This window comes from Roseomonas nitratireducens, from assembly GCF_017813355.1.
Taxonomy (GTDB): Bacteria; Pseudomonadota; Alphaproteobacteria; order Acetobacterales; family Acetobacteraceae; genus Neoroseomonas; species Neoroseomonas nitratireducens.
This window is the reverse complement of record NZ_JAGIYZ010000003.1, coordinates 131,845-148,561: the sequence shown is the minus strand read 5'-3', so window position 1 is coordinate 148,561 and position 16,717 is coordinate 131,845. Positions and strand designations below refer to the sequence as shown.

Sequence of the window (16,717 nt, the reverse complement as noted above, 5' to 3'; positions counted from 1 at the left end):
CCATATCACGGCCGCGTCGCCAACCCCTTGAATTGTCATCCTTTTGTCATGGAGAGCCGCATGTCGGGGATCACCCTCGGAGACCGTCCTTCGCCCAGGCAGGCGGGTGGCACCAGCCTTTTCCTGCGCCGCTGGCTCGCCAATCCGCTGCAGATGGGCTCGCTCGTCCCGTCCTCCCCGGCGCTGGGCAAGAAGATCGCGGCGCTGATCGAGCGCGGGCCGGACGAGGTGGTGGTCGAACTGGGCGCCGGCACGGGCGCGATCAGCCGGGCGTTGCTCGACGGCGGCGTGCCGCCCGAACGCCTGGTGGTCGTCGAGATCGTGCCGGAGATGGCCGAGCACCTGTCGCGCGCCCTGCCGGGCGTGACGGTGGTGCAGGGCGATGCCTTCGCGCTGGCCGATGCCCTGCCCGCGGCGCTGCACGGGCGCATCGGCACGGCGATCTGCGGCATCCCGCTGGTGCTGCTGCCGATCGAGCGCCAGCGCGCCTTCATTGACGCGGTCGAGGCGGTGGCCCCGGGGCGCGGCTTCCTGCTCTACACCTATTGCGTGACCTCCCCGCTGCCGTGGAAGGCGCTCGGCCTGTCGGCGCGTCGGGAAGCCTTCACGCCGTTCAACCTGCCGCCGGCAAGCGTATGGCGCTATCGGCGCGACAATGCGGCGCGGCATGAGACCCCGGTTCAAGCCTGACGATGCCCGCAGGACGGCATTCCGTTCCCGCACTCATCGCCCATTAGGATAGTGCATCCGCCACGTTGCACGCTATGCGCTCGTCAGCGTGGCCTCGCGCCCGTCCCGGTGGCGGAGATGGGCGACGAGGCGGGGATGCGGGCTTTGCTTGACCTTCACCGCATCGCCCAGGCCGCGGCCGGCGAGCGCGGTGCGCAGGGCCTGCGCGTCCGGGTGCTCGGCTTCCAGGGCCGTCAGGCGCCAGCCGGAGTCGCGGATGTGCTTGGCGGCACGCTCGCCCTCCCACTGGATCATCGGCGGGATCAGGTTGTCCATGTCCTGGCGCTGCGGCGGGAAGGCCATGCGCCAGCGCAGGTCGCCGCGCGACATCGACGCGATCTCCCCGGCATGGGAGGTGCCGAGTCGCGCCACCAGCGGATCGAGCGCGGGGGTGGAGGCGACATAGGCGATCAGCCGCGGCTCGGCCTCGAGCATGTTGCGCAGCGAGGCGTCGTCGAGGTCGAAGAGCCGCGGATGCGGCGGCGCGGGCTGGGCCGGATCGGGGGCGATGATCTCGATGTAGCAGTTCGCCCCCATGCCGATCAGCATGTTGTGCGTGCCGAGGCCCGCATGCGCGCCGCCCTTGGAGGGCTTCACGCCGAGCAGGGCTTCCGCGTAGCGCGCCCCGTCCTCGAGGGTGAGGGCGCCAATGACGATGTGGTCGATCTCGGCCATGCGTTTCCTGCGTTCTCGCGTTCCGACGGGACCTCAGCGTGCCGCAGCCGGGTGGGTGGCGGCCAGGGCCACATGCCCGCCGGGGCGGGATCCTGACCTCGATGGCGCCGGCATGACCCTGCCCCCCTGGCGTCGCGCGACCATGGGCCGCGCTCGACCCCGCCGCAAGCGGGGCCCCGTTCGTGATGGCCGCGCGACGGTTGCGCGATCCGTCGATGACAATACCCTGTTCCTCGCGCGGAGACACGCATGAACGATCAAGCATCCGCCCCCAAGATCGCCGAGACGGTCATCCACCCGACCGCGCGGCTGCGGGAGGCGTCCATCGGCCGGCAATGCGAGATCGGCGAGCGCTGCGCCATCGAGTACGCCACGATCGGCGACGCGACCTATCTCGGCCGGGACTGCATGGTGGCCGATGCCGAGATCGGCAAGTTCACCGCGATCGCGGCCGATGTGCGGATCGGCGCGCCGAACCACCCGATGGGCCGGCCGTCCCTGCACCGTTTCACCTACGTGCCCGAATACTACGACCCGGCGGCGCGGCGGGACGCGACCTTCTTCGCCGACCGCCGCGGCGACCGCGTGCGGATCGGCCACGATGTCTGGATCGGCCACGGCGTGATCGTGCTGCCGGGCGTGACCGTGGGCGACGGGGCGGTGCTCGCCGCCGGCGCCGTCGTCTCCCGCGACGTGGCGCCCTACACCATCGTGGGCGGCGTGCCCGCCCGGCAGATCCGGGAACGCTTCCCGCGCGACATCGCCGCGCGGCTGGCCCGGATCGCCTGGTGGGACTGGCCGTTCGACACGGTGCTCGACCGCGTCGCCGCGTTCCAGACCGAGGATGTCGCGGCCTTCTGCGACCGCTGGGACGTTCAGCCGTTGCCCGAGAGGTAGGCCATCGCCGCCTGCACCCCGCCTTCCTGGTGCGGGATGCCGGCCTTGCGCAGCCCCATCTCCACCCCGCCCAGCGTGCCGATCAGCGACAGGTCGCCGAAATCGCCCAGATGGCCGATGCGGAAGACCCGGTCGTTCAACTGGCCCAGCCCGTTGCCGAGGCTCATGTTGAAGTTCTCGAGGATCGTCGCGCGCAGCCCGTTCGCCGAATGGCCTTCCGGCAGCCGCACCGCGGTCAGCGCCGAGGAATAGTGCCGCGGCTCGGCGCACTGGACCTCGAAGCCCCAGTGGCGCACGGCGCGGCGCGTCGCCTCGGCATGGCGGTCATGGCGGGCGAAGACGTTCTCGAGCCCTTCCTCCATCAGCATGTCGACCGCGGCGTCGAGGCCATAGAGCAGGTTCGTCGCCGGCGTGTAGGGGAAGTAGCCGGTCGCGTTGGCCGCCAGCATCGGCTTCCAGTCCCAGAAGGACCGCGGCAGGCGCGCCGTCTCGCTCGCCTTCAGCGCCTTGGCCGAGATCGCGTTGAAGGACAGCCCCGGCGGCAGCATCAGCCCCTTCTGGCTGCCCGAGACGGTGACGTCGACGCCCCATTCGTCGTGCCGGTAGTCGATCGACCCCAGCGAGGAGATGGTGTCCACCAGCAGCAGCGCCGGATGGCCGGCCGCGTCCATCGCGCGGCGCACCTCGTCGATGCGGCTGGTGCAGCCCGTGCTGGTTTCGTTGTGCACGACGCAGACGGCCTTGATCGCGTGCGCCTTGTCCTCGCGCAGGCGGGCCTCGATCTGCGCGACATCCGCGCCGCGGCGCCAGTCGGTCTTGACGAAGTCGGTCACGATGCCGAGCCGCCCGGCCATCTCCTGCCACAGATGCGCGAACCAGCCCGTCTCGCACATCAGCACGCGGTCGCCGGGCGACAGCGTGTTGGTCAGCGCCGCTTCCCAGGCCCCGGTGCCGGAGGCCGGGTAGATGATCACATGGCTCTCGGTCTTGAAGACGTGGCGGACCTTTTCCAGCAGCTGCTTGCCGAGCTTGCCGAAATCCGGGCCGCGATGGTCCATGGTCGGGTTGTCCATGGCGCGCAGCACGCGGTCGGGCACGTTGGTCGGGCCCGGGATCTGCAGGAAATGACGGCCGGCGACGGGCTTGGACTGGAAATAGGCCATGGGACGGATCCTCTTCTTCCGGCGCTTCATGCCGGGAACGGGGCGCCGGCGCCAATGAGTTCGGCTTGTCGCTCCGATGAAGATTATGGATCGGACAAGCGCGGCCTTCGCCGCTAGGGTCCGGCCCGGTGCATGGGAGAGGCGGAGTTGCCCCAGGCGATCATGCTGCGCGAGGTCGGCGGTCCCGCGATGCTGCGCGCGGAATCCATCGACGTGCCCGCGCCGGGCCCGGGCGAGCTGCGCATCCGCCAGACCGCGATCGGCGTGAACTTCCACGATTGCTACGTGCGGTCGGGCCTGTATCGCACCCTGCCGCTGCCGGGCGTGCCGGGCATCGAGGCCGCGGGCATCGTCGAGGCCGTCGGCGCCGGCGTGACGGGCTTCGCGGCGGGTGACCGCATCGGCTACGTGACCGGCGGCTATGGCGCCTACGCGTCCCACCGCGTGCTGCCGGCCGCGATCGCGCTGCGCCTGCCGGACTGGATGCCCGAAAGGCTCGCCGCGAGCGTGCTGCTCAAGGGCCTGACCGCGGAGATGCTGCTGCGCCAGGTGCATCGCGTGCAGGCCGGGCAGACCATCCTGGTCCACGCCGCGGCGGGCGGCGTCGGGCGGATCCTCTGCCAATGGGCGGCGCATCTCGGCGCGACGGTGATCGGCACCGCGGGGTCGGCGGCGAAGGCGGAGGTCGCGCGCGCGGCCGGCTGCGCGCATGTCGTGCTCTACCGGGACCAGGATTTCGTCGCGGAGGTCCGGCGCCTCACCGACGGTCGCGGCGTGGACGCGGCCTATGATTCGGTGGGGCATGACACCTTCGACGGGTCGCTCGACTGCCTCGCGCCGCGCGGGCACCTCGTGAATTTCGGCCAGGCCTCCGGCCCCGTGCCGCCCTTCCAGGTCCAGCGCCTGGCGGCGAAATCCAACAGCCTGACGCGGCCCATCCTGTTCCACTACATCGCCGAGCGCGCGGCGCTGGAACGCATGGCGGCGGCGCTGTTCGCCGTGCTCGAAGCCGGCGCTGTCCGCGCCGAACCCGGCGCTGCGCTGCCGCTGGCCGAGGCGGCGCGCGCGCACCATCTCCTCGAATCCCGGCAGGCCGAGGCGCCCCTCATCCTGCTGCCCCAGGACGCATGACGATGAACGTGACGACCCGCCCGACCATCGGCGACAGCCGCCTCGCCGCCCGCCTGCGCCGCGAGACGCGCGGCGAGGTGCTCTTCGCGCCCGCCGATCGCGGCCGCTACGCGACCGATGCGAGCATCTACCAGATCGAGCCCTATGGCGTGCTCGTGCCCCGCACGATCGAGGACGTGCAGGCGGCCATGGCGATCTGCCGGGAGGAAGGCATCCCCGTCCTGCCGCGCGGCGGCGGCACGTCCCAATGCGGGCAGACGGTCAACCGCGCGCTGGTGCTCGACTGCACGAAGTACCTGCGGGACGTCATCGCGGTGGATGCCGCGGCGGGCACCGCGCGCGTGCAGCCGGGCATCGCGCTCGGCGCGCTGAACGACGCGCTGAAGGCGCATGGCCTGTTCTTCCCGGTCGATCCATCGACCTGGCAGCGCTGCACCATCGGCGGCATGGCGGGGAACAATTCCTGCGGGTCGAAGTCCATCCGCTACGGGCTGATGGCCGACAACGTCACCGCCATCGACGCGCTGCTGGCGGACGGGTCGCGCTTTACCTTCGGCGACCTGCCGGACAATCTCGGCGGCGACATCCCCGCCCCGGCGGCCGAGCTGATCCAGCGGCTGCGCGCGCTGGGCGCGCGGGAGGCGGAGGAGATCGCCGCGCGCTTCCCGAACCAGCTGCGCCGGGTGGGGGGCTACAACATCGAGAGCCTGACGCCGGCCGCGCGGGCCGAGGGGCGCGGCAACCTCGCACGGCTGCTTGTGGGCAGCGAGGGCACGCTCGCCTTCTCCGCCGCACTCGATCTCAAGCTCTGGCCGATCAAGCCGCGCAAGGCGCTCGGCATCTGCCAGTTCCCGACCTTCCGCGCGGCCATGGCGGCCTCCCAGCACCTGGTCACGCTGGACCCGGAGGCGGTGGAGCTGGTGGACCGGACGATGATCGACCTCGGCCGATCGATCCCGATCTACCGCGCCACCATCGACAGGATGGTCAAGGGCGAGCCCGACAGCCTGCTGATCGTCGAGTTCCATGGGCAGGAGGACGCGCCGCTGCTGCGCGCGCTCGACCGGCTCGAGGAGATGATGGCCGACCTCGGCTACCCCGACGCCGTGGTACGCGCGACCGATGCCGGCTTCCAGGCCGCGATCGCCGAGGTGCGGGAGGCCGGGCTCAACATCATGATGTCGATGAAGGGCGACGGTAAGCCGGTCTCCTTCATCGAGGATTGCGCCGTCGCGCTGCCCGACCTCGCCGACTACACGGAGCGGCTGAACGACGTCTTCGCGAAGCACGGCACCAAGGGCACCTGGTACGCCCATGCCTCGGTCGGCTGCCTGCATGTCCGCCCCGTGCTGAACATGAAGGATGGCGAGGACGTGCGGAAGATGCGCGCCATCGCCGAGGAATGCTTCGCCCTGGTGCGCGAATACAAGGGGAGCCATTCCGGCGAGCATGGCGACGGGATCGTCCGGTCCGAATTCAACGAGCCGATGTTCGGCCCCCGCATCGCCCGCGCCTTCGAGGAAGTGAAGGACTCCTTCGACCCGAACGCGCTGCTGAACCCGGGACGCGTCGTCCGCCCGCCGCGCATGGATGACCGCAGCCTGTTCCGCTACGCGCCCGGCTACGCGGCGGATGCGAAGGTCACGCCCGTGCTCGACTGGTCGGAGCATCCGGGCCCGCTCGGCGGCCTGCTCGGCGCCGTCGAGATGTGCAACAACAACGGCACCTGCCGGAAATTCGACGCCAATGTCATGTGCCCGTCCTTCCGCGCGACGCGGGATGAGCGGCACCTGACGCGCGGGCGGGCGAACACGCTGCGCCTCGCCCTGACGGGCCAGCTCGGCCCCGATGCGCTCGCCTCGGACGAGGTCGCGGCGGCGATGGAACTGTGCGTCTCCTGCAAGGGCTGCAAGCGCGAATGCCCGACGGGCGTCGACATGGCGCGGATGAAGATCGAGGTGCTGGCCGCGCGTGCGAACCGCCACGGCATCGGCTGGCGGGAACGCATCGTCGCGACCCTGCCGCGCTGGGCGCGGTTCGCCTCGCTGCTGCCGCCGCTCGCCAATGCGCGGGACACGATCCCGGGGCTTGCCGCGCTGTCGGAACGCCTGCTCGGCCTCGCCGCCGAACGCTCGCTGCCCCGCTTCGCCTGGGGCGCCTTCCACGATGCGGAACTCCGCGCGCCGGATGGGCGCGACGGCGAGGTCATCCTGCTGCCCGACGCCTTCAACCGCTATTTCGAGCCGGAGAACCTCCGCGCCGCGATCCGCGTCCTTCGCGCCGCGGGCTACGACCCGGCGGTGGCGCGGCCGCCGCGCGGCATGCGGCCGCTCGATGAAGGGCGCACGCTGCTCGCCGCCGGGCTGGTGGACCGGGCGCGGGAGGAAGCGCGGCGGACGGTCGAAGCGCTCTCGGCCTGGACCAGCCCCGTCATTGGCATCGAGCCGTCGAGCCTGACGACGCTGCGCGACGAGTTCCTCGCCCTGCTGCCGGGCGAGGCCGCGCGCGCGCTCGCCGCCCGTGCCTTCCTGCTGAGCGAGTTCCTGGAACGCGAGAAGGCCGCGCTGCCGCTCAAGCCCATCGACGGCGAGGCGCATATCCACGGCCATTGCCACCAGAAGGCGTTCGGCACCTTCCCGCCGGCGGTCGCCCTTCTCAAGCGCATCCCGGGGCTGAAGGTCTCGCCCATCGCGTCGTCCTGCTGCGGCATGGCGGGGGCCTTCGGCTACCAGGCGGAAACGCTCGCGGCGTCCAAGGCCATGGGCGAACTGGCGCTGCTGCCCGCGGTGCGCGCGGCGGCACCCACCGCCTTCATCGTCGCCGACGGCACATCCTGCCGCCACCAGATCAGCGACCTCGCGGGCCGGGAGGCACTGCATTCCGTCCGGCTGCTCGATCGGGCACTGGCATGAAGGACATCCTCGCCTTCTGGTTCGCCGAAGGGCCCGACACCTTCCGCGAGGCCTGGTTCAAGCGCGACGACGCCTTCGACGCCGAGATCCGCGCCCGCTTCGGCGCCATGATCGACCCGGCGCGGGACGGCGCCTTCGATGGCTGGATGGACGGCGCGGAGGGCGCGCTCGCGCTCGCCATCCTGCTCGACCAGTTCCCGCGCAACACGCGCCGCGGCAGCGCCGATGCCTTCGCCTGCGACGCGAAGGCGCTGGAGGTCGCGCGGCAGGCGGTGCTGGCGCGGCGGCTCGACCTCGCCCTCGCGCCGACGCAGCGGATCTTCCTCTACCTCCCCTTCGAGCATTCCGAGGCGATGGCGGACCAGGACCTCTCGGTCGCGCTGTTCGAGGGGCTGCGCGACGATCCGCGCCACGCGAAGCCGGGCGGGACCATCGACTATGCCTGGCGGCACCGCGCGGTCATCCAGCGATTCGGCCGCTTCCCCCACCGCAATGCGGCACTCGGGCGGGCGAGCACGGCGGCCGAGGAAGCCTGGCTCGCCGCCGGCGGGGGCTTCTGAGTCCGAAGCATTTCACTGGCGGGCGGCGCGGTTTTCGCCAGGGTACGGCGATCCATCCAACGGAATCGTGAGTCCCGCCCATGACCGCCCTCGCCGTCACCTTCCGCGAATACGCCGCGATCTGCGCCGGCATCTACAACGCCGGCGCGACCCGCGTCGCTGGGTTCAGCCGCCACACGCCGCTCGACCAGCGGCTGTCGGGCTTCCAGGGCGCGGTCTATCGGCGCGCCTCGGGCGACAACATCGACTGGATCGTCGCCGTGGCCGGCACGCAGCCGACCGACACGGGCGGCGCCGACGTGATCGCGGATGCCGGCTTCGGCGGCCCCGCCCCCGGATTGCTGCACCCGGTGCTCGCGCTGGTGGCCGCGGCGGGCAGCGCGCTGCTGTGGCACCAGGTCTCCTGCGCCGAGGACATGGTGCGCGGCGCCCGGGCGGCGATGGGTGGCCGGGGGCGGCTGAGCATCACGGGGCATTCGCTCGGCGGCGGCATATCCCAGATCGTCTCGGCGCGGATGGGCATCCCGGCGGTCGGCATCTCCGCCCCGGCCGTGACCGCCGTGCCGACGGTGCGGTCGAGCTGGGAACGCACCCGCTCCCCCATCACCTGCCTCAGGGTCCGGAACGACCCGATCAACGCCACAGGCATGGTGGGCGACCTGCTCGGCCGCGTCGTGCCGCTCGACAGCCCGCGGACCGGCGGAGCGGCGCATTCGATCGAGCAGACGCTGGCGGAACTGCAGCCCTCGGGCCCCTTCAGCGGGCTCGGCGCGCGGGATCCCTTCGCGGCGTGACGACCCGCCGAGGCTGATCATCACGTAGTCGTCAGCCATTTTTGTGCAGGCAGGCCACCTGACCCTTGCGAAAGGGTCGGGTGCCGCCAGGTGCCCGTTGCGCACGGGCCACACCTGCCGGTTTCCAGGGCAAGGCTTTGTTAGCGCAACCATGGTATTGTTGCATTGCACAAAAAAGTTCCCTATTTGTGCATATAAGACCTTCGGCGACGAAGGCATCGGGATGGACAGGCCCCGCACGCACGGCCCCGCAAGGAGGTTCCGATGTCGCGTCGCCTCTCCCGCCGCCTGTTCCTCGCCGCCGGCCTCGCCGCGCCAGCCCTGATCCAGGCCAGGTCCGCCCACGCCACGGATGAGGTGGATGTCGAACTGGTCCTTGCCGTGGACGTCTCCCGCTCCGTCGATGCGGAGGAGATGGAGATGCAGATGCAGGGCTACGCCGCGGCCTTCCGCGACCCTCGCCTGGCCGAGGGCATCGCGGGCGGGCCGCTCGGCGCCATCGCCGTCACGCTCTTCGTCTGGTCCGACTGGAACCTGCAGCAGACCCTGGTGCCCTGGACGCGCCTGGACGGCGCGGCATCCTGCGAGCGCTTCGCCACCGCGCTCGATGGCGCATCGCGGGAGACCTACCTCTACACCTCGATCTCCGGCGCCATGGACTTCGCCGCGCGGCAGTTTGGCCGCCGCTACCAGGGGCTGCGCAAGGTCGTCGACATCTCCGGCGACGGGGTGAACAATTCCGGCCGCCCGGTCGCCGCCGCCCGCGCCGAGGCGCTGGACCAGGGCATCGTGCTGAACGGCCTCGCCGTGCTCGACCGCTCCCCCCAACCTTCCGCGCTGCTCGCCGGCATCCCGCCGGTCGATGAATACTACCGCGAGGAGGTGATCGGCGGCCCCGGCGCCTTCCTGATGGTGGCCGAGGGCTACGAGGCCTTCGCCGGCGCCGTGCGGCGCAAGATCATTCGGGAGATCGCCGCGGTGCCGCAGCCGGGCCCGCTGGTGGAACGCGCCTACGCCTGACGCGGCCGCATCCCGCCCGGCGGGGCTTGCGCCCGCCGGCGGGGGCGCCATACCGGCAGGATGACCGAGACCATCGCGATCCTGGGCGCCGGCCTGGCCGGACTTTCCGCCGCCCGCCACCTCGCCGCCCGCGGCATCGCCGTGCGCCTGTTCGACAAGGGCCGCGCGCCGGGCGGACGGCTGGCCACGCGGCGCGCCGAGCATGCCGGCCGCCGCCTGCAATTCGACCATGGCGCGCAGTATCTCCGCGCCGCCGGGCCCGGTTTCGCCGCGGCGCTGGAAGCGGCCGGCGCCGCCCCCTGGCCCGATCCCGCGCGGCGCGTCGGCATCCCCGGCATGTCCGCCCTGCCCCGCGCGCTGGCCGAGGGCCTCGCCATCACCGCATCGCGCCATGCCGGACGCATCCTCGGCGAAGCCGGTGCCTGGCGGATCCAGCACTGGGACGCGAAGGAGGCGAAGCCCGGCACCCCCCTGCCCGCGACGCCGCCCATCGAGGACGGCCCCTTTTCCGCCGTGCTCGTCACCATCCCCGCGCCGCAGGCGATCGACCTGCTGCCCGGCATGGCCGACGCGCTGCGCCCCGTGCGCTATGCGCCCTGCTGGACGGTGATGGCGCATTTCGACGCGAAGCTGCCGCTGCCCGACACGCTGCGCCCCGAGGGCCACGCGATCGGCTGGGCGGCGCGGGATTCCTCGAAGCCCGGCCGCGACGGCGCCGCCGAATGCTGGGTGGTGCAGGCCGCGCCCGCCTGGACGCGGGCGCATCTCGAAGCCCATGCCGAGGACATCGTCGCGCCGCTGCTCGCCGAACTCGCCACGCTCGCCGGCGCGCCCCTGCCCGCGCCGGCCTGGGCCGCGGCGCATCGCTGGCGCTACTCCCTGCTGGAAGCGCCGCTCGGCCAGCCCTTCCTGTGGGATGCGACGCGGCGCATCGGCCTCGCCGGCGACTGGTGCCTCGCCGGGCGCGCCGAAGCGGCCTGGGACAGCGGCGCAGCGCTCGCCGCCGCGCTCGCCCCGTGACGCGCCCCACCCCGCCCGCGACGCCCGAGGAAGCGCTGGACAGCGCATTCCGCCTGCTTGCCCGGGGCGTGGCCGACCGCCGCAGCCCCTTCCACACGCCGACGCTGGCGACCGTCGCGACCGATGGCACGCCCAACCTGCGCACCGTCGTGCTGCGCGCCTTCGACCCGGCCACGCGCCGCATCCGCATTCACACCGACCGGCGCAGCGCCAAGGTGGCCGAGATCGCCGCCCGGCCGCGCGTGATGCTGCACGGCTACGATGCCGGCGCGCAGGTGCAGCTGCGCATCGCCGGCGACGCGACGCTGCACCTCGACGACGCCGAGGCCGAGGCCGCCTGGGCCGGCAGCCGCGCGATGTCGCGCATGGTCTACGCGACCCCGCACGCGCCTGGCGCGACGCTGGACACGCCGACGGCCGCGCCGCAGGACGCGGAGGGCGGAAGGGAGAACTTCGCCGTGGTGACCTTCATCCTCGACCGGCTCGACTGGCTGCTGCTCGCGCATGAGGGCCATCGCCGCGCCCGCTTCGCGTGGGATGGCGCGGGCGCGCTTTCCGCCGCCTGGGTGGCGCCATGAGCGAGCCCGCCATCCGCGAGGCGATCCTCGCCCTGGTCGCCGAGCGCGGCGCGGAGAAAAGCATCTGCCCGTCGGAGGCCGCGCGCGCGCTCGACCCCGAAGGCTGGCGCTCGCTGATGACGCGGGTGCGGCGGGAGGCGGTGCGCCTCGCCCAGGAAGGGCGCATCGACATCCTGCGCAAGGGCAAGCAGGTTGACCCCGGCGCCGAGATTCGCGGCGTCATCAGGCTGAGGATCCGCCCATGATCGGCATGCTCTTCTCGCGCGGCGCGGCCGGCGTGCCGGCGCCCGGCCCGGTTGACTTCGCGACGCTCGCCCTGCCCTCCTCGCCCAACACCTGCCTGCTGACGCCCACCACGTCGCCGGGGGCGGGGCACCTGCACCGCGACCCCTTCCCGGTCACGCCCGACAAGGCGGAGGCGGCGATCCGCGCCGTCGCCGCGGCGATGCCGCGTACCTTCCCGCTGGCCGACTTCCCCGACCGCCGCCAGGCGCAATGGGTCGCGCGCACGCGGCTGATGAACTACCCGGACATCGTGGTGGCAGAGGTCGCGCCCGCCGGCGGCGGCACGGGGCTCTGGCTGTATTCGCGCAGCCTGATCGGCCATTCCGACCTGGGCGCGAACCGCGCCCGGGTGATGGAATGGCTCGCCGCCTTCGAGGCCCTGCTGCGCCGCAGCTGAGGAGAGACGACATGCGCCGCCTCGGCCCCTTCCTGCGCGATGCCTGGGCGCTAGCCCGCCCCTACTGGAGCAGCGAGGACCGCTGGAAGGCGCGCGGCCTGCTCGCCGTCGTCGTCGCGCTGAACCTCTCCCTCGTCGGCATGACGGTGCTGCTCACCTACTGGCAGCGCGCCTTCTACAACGCGCTGGAGCAGAAGGACTGGGACGCCTTCATCGCGCTGCTGTTCACCTGGCACACGACGGAGGCGGAGGGCTTCCTGCCGTCCTTCAGCATCGTCGCGGCGCTCTACATCCTGATCGCGGTCTACCAGCTGTACCTGCGCCAGGCGCTGCAGATCCGCTGGCGGCGCTGGCTGACCGAGGTCTACCTGACGCAGTGGCTGGAAGGCCGCGCCTACTACCGCATGTCGCTGACCGACCCGCTGACCGACAACCCGGACCAGCGCATCTCGGAAGATGCGCGCATGTTCGTGGACGACACGCTCACGCTCGGCCTCGGGCTGATGAATTCCGTCGTCACGCTGTTCTCCTTCGTCATCGTGCTGTGGTCGCTGTCCGGGCCGCTCAACGTGCTCGGCGTGGACATCCCGGGCTACATGGTCTGGGTCGCGCTGCTCTACGCGCTGGCCGGCACGTGGCTCGCCCACCTGATCGGCCGGCCGCTGGTCGGGCTGAACTTCACCCAGCAGAAGGTCGAGGCCGATTTCCGCTACGCGCTGGTGCGCTTCCGCGAGAATGTCGAAGGCGTCGCGCTGCATGGCGGCGAGGCGGACGAGAAGCGCGGCCTGACGCAGCGCTTCCGCGCGCTGATGGAGAACTGGTGGCTGATCATGACGGCCACCAAGCGCCTGACCTTCTTCACCGCCGGCTATTCGCAGGTCGCGATCGTCTTCCCGATCGTGGTCGCCGCGCCGGCCTATTTCGCCGGGCGCATCCCGCTCGGCGGGCTGATCCAGACAAGCAGCGCCTTCGGCCAGGTCCAGGGCGCGCTGTCCTGGTTCGTCGACAACTACGCCCGGCTGACCGAATGGCGCGCGACGGTGGAACGCCTGACCGGCTTCACCGGCGCGGTCGCGCTGGCCCGGGCCGCCGAGGGCGGCCCTCGCGCGGCCAAGGGCGATGCTGAGGCGCTGTCGCTGAAGGGCGTCACGCTCGCCCTGCCCGATGGGCGCGTGCTGCTCACGGATGGGCGCGCCGAGATCCGGCCCGGCGAGGCCGTGCTGCTGACCGGCGCGTCCGGTTCGGGCAAGTCCACCCTGTTCCGCGCCATCGCCGGCATCTGGCCCTTCGGCGGAGGCGAGATCGCGCTGCCCGCCACCGGGCGCGCGCTGTTCCTGCCACAGCGGCCCTACATCCCGCTCGGCAGCCTCAAGCGCGCGGTCTGCTACCCGGAGGACGAGGCGGGCTTCGCGGACGCCGCGGTGGCCGAGGCGCTGGAGGCGGCCGACCTGCCGCATCTGGTGCCGCGCCTGAACGAGGCCGACAGCTGGGACAAGCGGCTATCCGGCGGGGAACAGCAACGCCTCGCCCTGGCCCGCGCGCTGCTGCTCAAGCCCGACTGGCTGTTCCTGGACGAGGCGACGGCGAGCCTCGACACCGCCGCCGAGGAACGGCTCTACCGGCTGCTGCGGGAAAGGCTGCCTGGCAGCGCCATCCTGTCCATCGCGCACCGTCCGGCGGTGGCGGCCTTCCACGACCGGGCGATGCGGCTGGAAGAAAAGACATTGAAGGTCGGGGGAGGAGAACCTCCCCCGAGCCCCCTCCCTTTTCTGTCTGTTGGGAACTGACAGGCAAGGTCTGCCCCCAACGGACAAAGAAGGTTGAGGAGAGTCCAGTGGGGAGAAGTTCCCTTCTCCCCCCGGCCTTCAGCCGAACAGCATCCGCGCGGCGTGCTGCGCCATGCCACCGTTGGAATGCCCGATGCCCGGCACGGTCGCGACGCGCCAGGCGAAAGGCGCGCCCATCTCCGCCGCCGCGCGCCGCGCCACGTCGAAGAAGTTCCAGCCGCGCGCGAAGCGGTGGCTGCCCTGTGCGATCGCCCAGGGCTGGCGCGGCAGGCTGCTGTGGTTGGGGTCGGTGTCGGCCTCGCCCAGTTGCAGGACGATCGGGCGCGCGAAGACCGCGCGCAGCGTCGCCGCATCGGCCGAGGTGCCGCCCAAACCCTCCGGAAAGGGCCGGTCGAAGCGCGGCAGGGTATAGGACCCGGCATTGGCGACGACGACCGCCTCGGCGCGCGGCGCGCCGGTCAGCAGCATGTAGCGATGGGTGAACTGCGCGCCGGCCGAATGGCCGTAGAGCACGAAGCCGCTCCGCGTCGCGCCGGCCCCGCGCATCGCGGCGGCGACGACGCGGTCGAAGGCCGGGAAGGCCCAGGATGCGGGCGGGCTCGCCCGGCCCTCATCGTCCTGCAGGTTGCCGAAATTGTACCAGCGCGTGCCGGGGAACTTCTCGCGCGAGAATTCCGGCACCAGCAGCAGCACGCGGTGCCGCTCGGCGATCTCCCGCCATTCGTCGCGGTAGCGGTCGGCGTCGCGCTGCACGCCGTGCATGACGACCAGCACCGGCCCATCCGTCGCCCAGCCCTGGGGCCGCAGGCCCCAGACCGGCATGGGCGCCGGCGTCGCGCCGCCGGCCTCCGGCACCTCGATGCGGAAGGCGCCGGCGGGGATGGCGGCGCGCGCCAGCCCGGGCGCGGCCAGGGTTGCGAGGAGCAGGCCGCGCCGGCGCATCTCAGTCCACCGTCGCGCCCGACTGCCGCACCACCTCCGCCCAGCGCGCCACGTCGGCGCGCTGCGTGTCGCGGAACTGCTCGGGGGTGTTCGGCGCGACGGGCGGCGTGATGGCCTGGTTGTTGATGAGCCAGTCGCGGAATTCGGGCGTCGAGATGATGCGGTTCACCTCGGCGTTCATCCGCCGCACGACCGGTTCCGGCAGGTTCGCCGGCCCCAGGATGCCGTACCAGGTGGAGGTGTCCATCGGCGGCAGGCCGCAGGCCTCGCCCACGGTCGGGACATCGGGCAGCGCGGCGAGGCGCTCGCGCGTCATCACGACCAGCGGTCGCACCTGGCCCTGGCGGATCGGGCCCATGGCCGCGCCCGTCTGGTTGAAGAACAGGTCCGTGTCGCCGGACAGCAGCGCGCCCATCGCGCCCGGCTGGCCGCGGAAGGGCACGTGCAGTAGGTCGAGCCGCGCGGCGGTGGCGAATTGCGCGCCGGCGAGATGCGTCGAGGCGCCATTGCCGGTCGAGCCGTAGGAGACCGCCTGCGGGCGCACCCGCGCCGCCGCCAGCACGTCCTGGCAGCTGCGCAGGTTCGGCCGCTTCTCCGGGTTCACGATCAGCACGTTCGGCACGTCGCCGAGCAGCACCACGGGGGTGAAGTCGCGGATCACGTCGAAGGGGAGCGTGCGGTACAGCGCCGCGTTGATCGCATGCGTGCCCGCGGTGCCGAGGTAGAAGGTGTAGCCGTCCGGCCGCGCCTTGGCGACGAGGTCCGAGCCGATGTTGCCGCCGGCCCCCGTGCGGTTGTCCACCACCACCGGCACGCCTAGGGCGCGGGAGAGCGGGTCGGCGAGGCGCCGGGCGTAGATGTCGGTGCCCGCGCCGTTCGGGAAGCCGCCCATGATCGTGACGGGGCGGGACGGCCAGGGCGCCTCCTGCGCGGGGGCGGCGGTGGCGAAGCCGGCCACGAGCGCGGCGGCGGCGAGAAGGGTGCGTCGAAGCATGGGTCCCGGTCTCCTCGGCATGGGGTGGGCGGGCGGACGGGCCATGCTAGCCTCATCTGCCATGAACGCACCCTCCCCTGCCCCGAACCTCGCGCGGATCGCGCGCGGCGGGAAGTCCATCTATGGCGCGCCGCTCGGCATCCTGATGCTGGAAGCGCGCTTTCCGCGCATCCCCGGCGACATGGGCAATGGCGAGACCTGGCCCTTCCCGGTGCTGTTCCGCGTGGTGCGCGGGGCGAGCCCGGAACGCGTCGTGCTCCAGGGTGCCAAGGGCCTGCTGCAGGATTTCGTCGACGCGGCGCGCGACCTCGTCGACCTCGGCGCCGAGGCGATCACGACCAATTGCGGCTTCCTGAGCCTGTTCCAGAAGGAGATGGCTGCGGCGGTCGGCGTGCCTGTCGCGACGTCGTCGCTGATGCAGGTGCCCTGGGTGCAGGCGACGCTGCCGCCCGGCAAGCGCGTGGGCGTCATCACGGTCAGCAAGGGATCGCTGACGCCCGCGCATCTGGAAGCGGCGGGCGTTCCGCTCGACACGCCGGTGGTGGGGACGGAAGGCGGGCGGGAATTCTTCCGCGTGCTGATCACCGCGGCGAAGAACGACCTCGATGTCGCACTGGCGGAGCAGGACATCCTCGATGCCGGCCGCGCGCTGGTGGCCGCGCATCCGGAGGTAGGGGCGATCGTGCTGGAATGCACGAACATGCCGCCCTACGCGGCGGCGCTGCAGGCGGAGATCGGCCTGCCGGTCTACGACATCTACTCGATGATCTCCTGGTTCCACGCCGGGCTGCGGCCGCGCCGCTTCGCCTGACGCGAGCGGGGCCGCGGCGCAT

17 protein-coding genes are annotated in these 16,717 nt (G+C 72.1%); 13 read left to right on the top strand and 4 right to left on the bottom strand.

All coding sequences use genetic code 11. The features are described 5' to 3' along the window. The first annotated feature begins 60 nt into the window (after window positions 1–60). Window positions 61–690 (top strand): class I SAM-dependent methyltransferase, encoded by a 630-nt coding sequence (locus J5Y09_RS05080; RefSeq protein WP_209350664.1) that lies wholly within the window; start codon window positions 61–63, stop codon window positions 688–690. Between the two features lie 72 nt (window positions 691–762). On the opposite strand, the gene J5Y09_RS05075 is transcribed toward J5Y09_RS05080, so the two are convergent. After that, window positions 763–1,404, bottom strand: a complete 642-nt coding sequence (locus J5Y09_RS05075) for a VOC family protein (protein ID WP_209350663.1) — start codon at window positions 1,402–1,404, stop codon at window positions 763–765. Between the two features lie 249 nt (window positions 1,405–1,653). On the opposite strand from J5Y09_RS05075, the gene J5Y09_RS05070 reads away from it, so the two are divergent. Then, entirely contained in the window at window positions 1,654–2,301 is a 648-nt protein-coding gene (locus tag J5Y09_RS05070; RefSeq protein WP_209350662.1) for a DapH/DapD/GlmU-related protein, read from the top strand. Here the strand turns inward: J5Y09_RS05070 and J5Y09_RS05065 are convergent. Further along, complete coding sequence (locus J5Y09_RS05065; protein WP_209350661.1) at window positions 2,280–3,464, bottom strand: pyridoxal-phosphate-dependent aminotransferase family protein; 1,185 nt, start codon at window positions 3,462–3,464, stop codon at window positions 2,280–2,282. The two genes, J5Y09_RS05070 and J5Y09_RS05065, sit on opposite strands and share 22 nt — an antisense overlap. A gap of 147 nt (window positions 3,465–3,611) precedes the next feature. Between J5Y09_RS05065 and J5Y09_RS05060 the strand changes: the two genes are divergently transcribed. From J5Y09_RS05060 to J5Y09_RS05015, 10 genes are all read left to right on the top strand, one after another. Then, complete coding sequence (locus tag J5Y09_RS05060) at window positions 3,612–4,595, top strand: quinone oxidoreductase family protein (protein WP_209350660.1); 984 nt, start codon at window positions 3,612–3,614, stop codon at window positions 4,593–4,595. 2 nt (window positions 4,596–4,597) lie between these two features. Next, a complete protein-coding gene (locus J5Y09_RS05055; protein ID WP_245216851.1) occupies window positions 4,598–7,507 on the top strand; it encodes an FAD-binding and (Fe-S)-binding domain-containing protein in 2,910 nt (969 codons plus the stop codon). Next, on the top strand, window positions 7,504–8,067 hold the full coding sequence (locus J5Y09_RS05050) for a DUF924 family protein (protein ID WP_209350658.1): 564 nt from the start codon (window positions 7,504–7,506) through the stop codon (window positions 8,065–8,067). The genes J5Y09_RS05055 and J5Y09_RS05050 overlap by 4 nt, the downstream gene beginning before the upstream one ends. A gap of 80 nt (window positions 8,068–8,147) precedes the next feature. After that, complete coding sequence (locus tag J5Y09_RS05045; protein WP_209350657.1) at window positions 8,148–8,861, top strand: alpha/beta hydrolase family protein; 714 nt, start codon at window positions 8,148–8,150, stop codon at window positions 8,859–8,861. Between the two features lie 264 nt (window positions 8,862–9,125). Next, complete coding sequence (locus J5Y09_RS05040; protein ID WP_209350656.1) at window positions 9,126–9,881, top strand: DUF1194 domain-containing protein; 756 nt, start codon at window positions 9,126–9,128, stop codon at window positions 9,879–9,881. Between the two features lie 60 nt (window positions 9,882–9,941). Beyond that, entirely contained in the window at window positions 9,942–10,901 is a 960-nt protein-coding gene (locus J5Y09_RS05035; RefSeq protein ID WP_209350655.1) for an NAD(P)/FAD-dependent oxidoreductase, read from the top strand. Then, window positions 10,898–11,479 (top strand): pyridoxamine 5'-phosphate oxidase family protein, encoded by a 582-nt coding sequence (locus J5Y09_RS05030; RefSeq protein WP_209350654.1) that lies wholly within the window; start codon window positions 10,898–10,900, stop codon window positions 11,477–11,479. Before J5Y09_RS05035 ends, J5Y09_RS05030 begins: the two co-directional genes overlap by 4 nt. Continuing rightward, window positions 11,476–11,724, top strand: coding sequence for a DUF3253 domain-containing protein (locus tag J5Y09_RS05025; protein WP_198377317.1), 249 nt, complete (start codon window positions 11,476–11,478; stop codon window positions 11,722–11,724). The genes J5Y09_RS05030 and J5Y09_RS05025 overlap by 4 nt, the downstream gene beginning before the upstream one ends. Further along, complete coding sequence (locus J5Y09_RS05020; RefSeq protein ID WP_209350653.1) at window positions 11,721–12,161, top strand: DUF1499 domain-containing protein; 441 nt, start codon at window positions 11,721–11,723, stop codon at window positions 12,159–12,161. The genes J5Y09_RS05025 and J5Y09_RS05020 overlap by 4 nt, the downstream gene beginning before the upstream one ends. Window positions 12,162–12,172: 11 nt before the next feature. Continuing rightward, window positions 12,173–13,948 carry an ABC transporter ATP-binding protein/permease gene (locus J5Y09_RS05015; RefSeq protein WP_209350652.1) on the top strand — a complete coding sequence of 592 codons (1,776 nt, stop codon included), beginning with the start codon at window positions 12,173–12,175 and terminating at the stop codon, window positions 13,946–13,948. 78 nt (window positions 13,949–14,026) lie between these two features. Here J5Y09_RS05015 and J5Y09_RS05010 read toward each other — a convergent pair whose 3' ends face one another. Both J5Y09_RS05010 and J5Y09_RS05005 read right to left on the bottom strand, forming a co-directional pair. After that, the gene (locus J5Y09_RS05010; RefSeq protein WP_209350651.1) at window positions 14,027–14,890 is read right to left on the bottom strand and encodes an alpha/beta hydrolase family protein; all 864 of its coding nucleotides are present in this window, start codon (window positions 14,888–14,890) and stop codon (window positions 14,027–14,029) included. Window position 14,891: 1 nt separating this feature from the next. After that, entirely contained in the window at window positions 14,892–15,884 is a 993-nt protein-coding gene (locus tag J5Y09_RS05005) for a Bug family tripartite tricarboxylate transporter substrate binding protein (RefSeq protein WP_245216850.1), read from the bottom strand. A gap of 61 nt (window positions 15,885–15,945) precedes the next feature. Here J5Y09_RS05005 and J5Y09_RS05000 point away from each other — a divergent pair, with 61 nt between their 5' ends. Beyond that, complete coding sequence (locus tag J5Y09_RS05000; RefSeq protein WP_209350650.1) at window positions 15,946–16,695, top strand: aspartate/glutamate racemase family protein; 750 nt, start codon at window positions 15,946–15,948, stop codon at window positions 16,693–16,695. Window positions 16,696–16,717: the final 22 nt, after the last annotated feature.

Excerpts from the sequence above, each read along its gene's own strand:
- J5Y09_RS05050 (WP_209350658.1), top strand. The coding sequence starts at position 7,504 with ATGAAGGACATCCTCGCCTTCTGGTTCGCCGAAGGGCCCGACACCTTC.
- J5Y09_RS05025 (WP_198377317.1), top strand. The coding sequence starts at position 11,476 with ATGAGCGAGCCCGCCATCCGCGAGGCGATCCTCGCCCTGGTCGCCGAG.
- J5Y09_RS05045 (WP_209350657.1), top strand. The coding sequence starts at position 8,148 with ATGACCGCCCTCGCCGTCACCTTCCGCGAATACGCCGCGATCTGCGCC.
- J5Y09_RS05065 (WP_209350661.1), bottom strand. The coding sequence starts at position 3,464 with ATGGCCTATTTCCAGTCCAAGCCCGTCGCCGGCCGTCATTTCCTGCAG.
- J5Y09_RS05080 (WP_209350664.1), top strand. The coding sequence starts at position 61 with ATGTCGGGGATCACCCTCGGAGACCGTCCTTCGCCCAGGCAGGCGGGT.
- J5Y09_RS05075 (WP_209350663.1), bottom strand. The coding sequence starts at position 1,404 with ATGGCCGAGATCGACCACATCGTCATTGGCGCCCTCACCCTCGAGGAC.
- J5Y09_RS05000 (WP_209350650.1), top strand. The coding sequence starts at position 15,946 with ATGAACGCACCCTCCCCTGCCCCGAACCTCGCGCGGATCGCGCGCGGC.
- J5Y09_RS05010 (WP_209350651.1), bottom strand. The coding sequence starts at position 14,890 with ATGCGCCGGCGCGGCCTGCTCCTCGCAACCCTGGCCGCGCCCGGGCTG.
- J5Y09_RS05035 (WP_209350655.1), top strand. The coding sequence starts at position 9,942 with ATGACCGAGACCATCGCGATCCTGGGCGCCGGCCTGGCCGGACTTTCC.
- J5Y09_RS05055 (WP_245216851.1), top strand. The coding sequence starts at position 4,598 with ATGAACGTGACGACCCGCCCGACCATCGGCGACAGCCGCCTCGCCGCC.
- J5Y09_RS05040 (WP_209350656.1), top strand. The coding sequence starts at position 9,126 with ATGTCGCGTCGCCTCTCCCGCCGCCTGTTCCTCGCCGCCGGCCTCGCC.
- J5Y09_RS05005 (WP_245216850.1), bottom strand. The coding sequence starts at position 15,884 with ATGCTTCGACGCACCCTTCTCGCCGCCGCCGCGCTCGTGGCCGGCTTC.
- J5Y09_RS05070 (WP_209350662.1), top strand. The coding sequence starts at position 1,654 with ATGAACGATCAAGCATCCGCCCCCAAGATCGCCGAGACGGTCATCCAC.
- J5Y09_RS05020 (WP_209350653.1), top strand. The coding sequence starts at position 11,721 with ATGATCGGCATGCTCTTCTCGCGCGGCGCGGCCGGCGTGCCGGCGCCC.
- J5Y09_RS05015 (WP_209350652.1), top strand. The coding sequence starts at position 12,173 with ATGCGCCGCCTCGGCCCCTTCCTGCGCGATGCCTGGGCGCTAGCCCGC.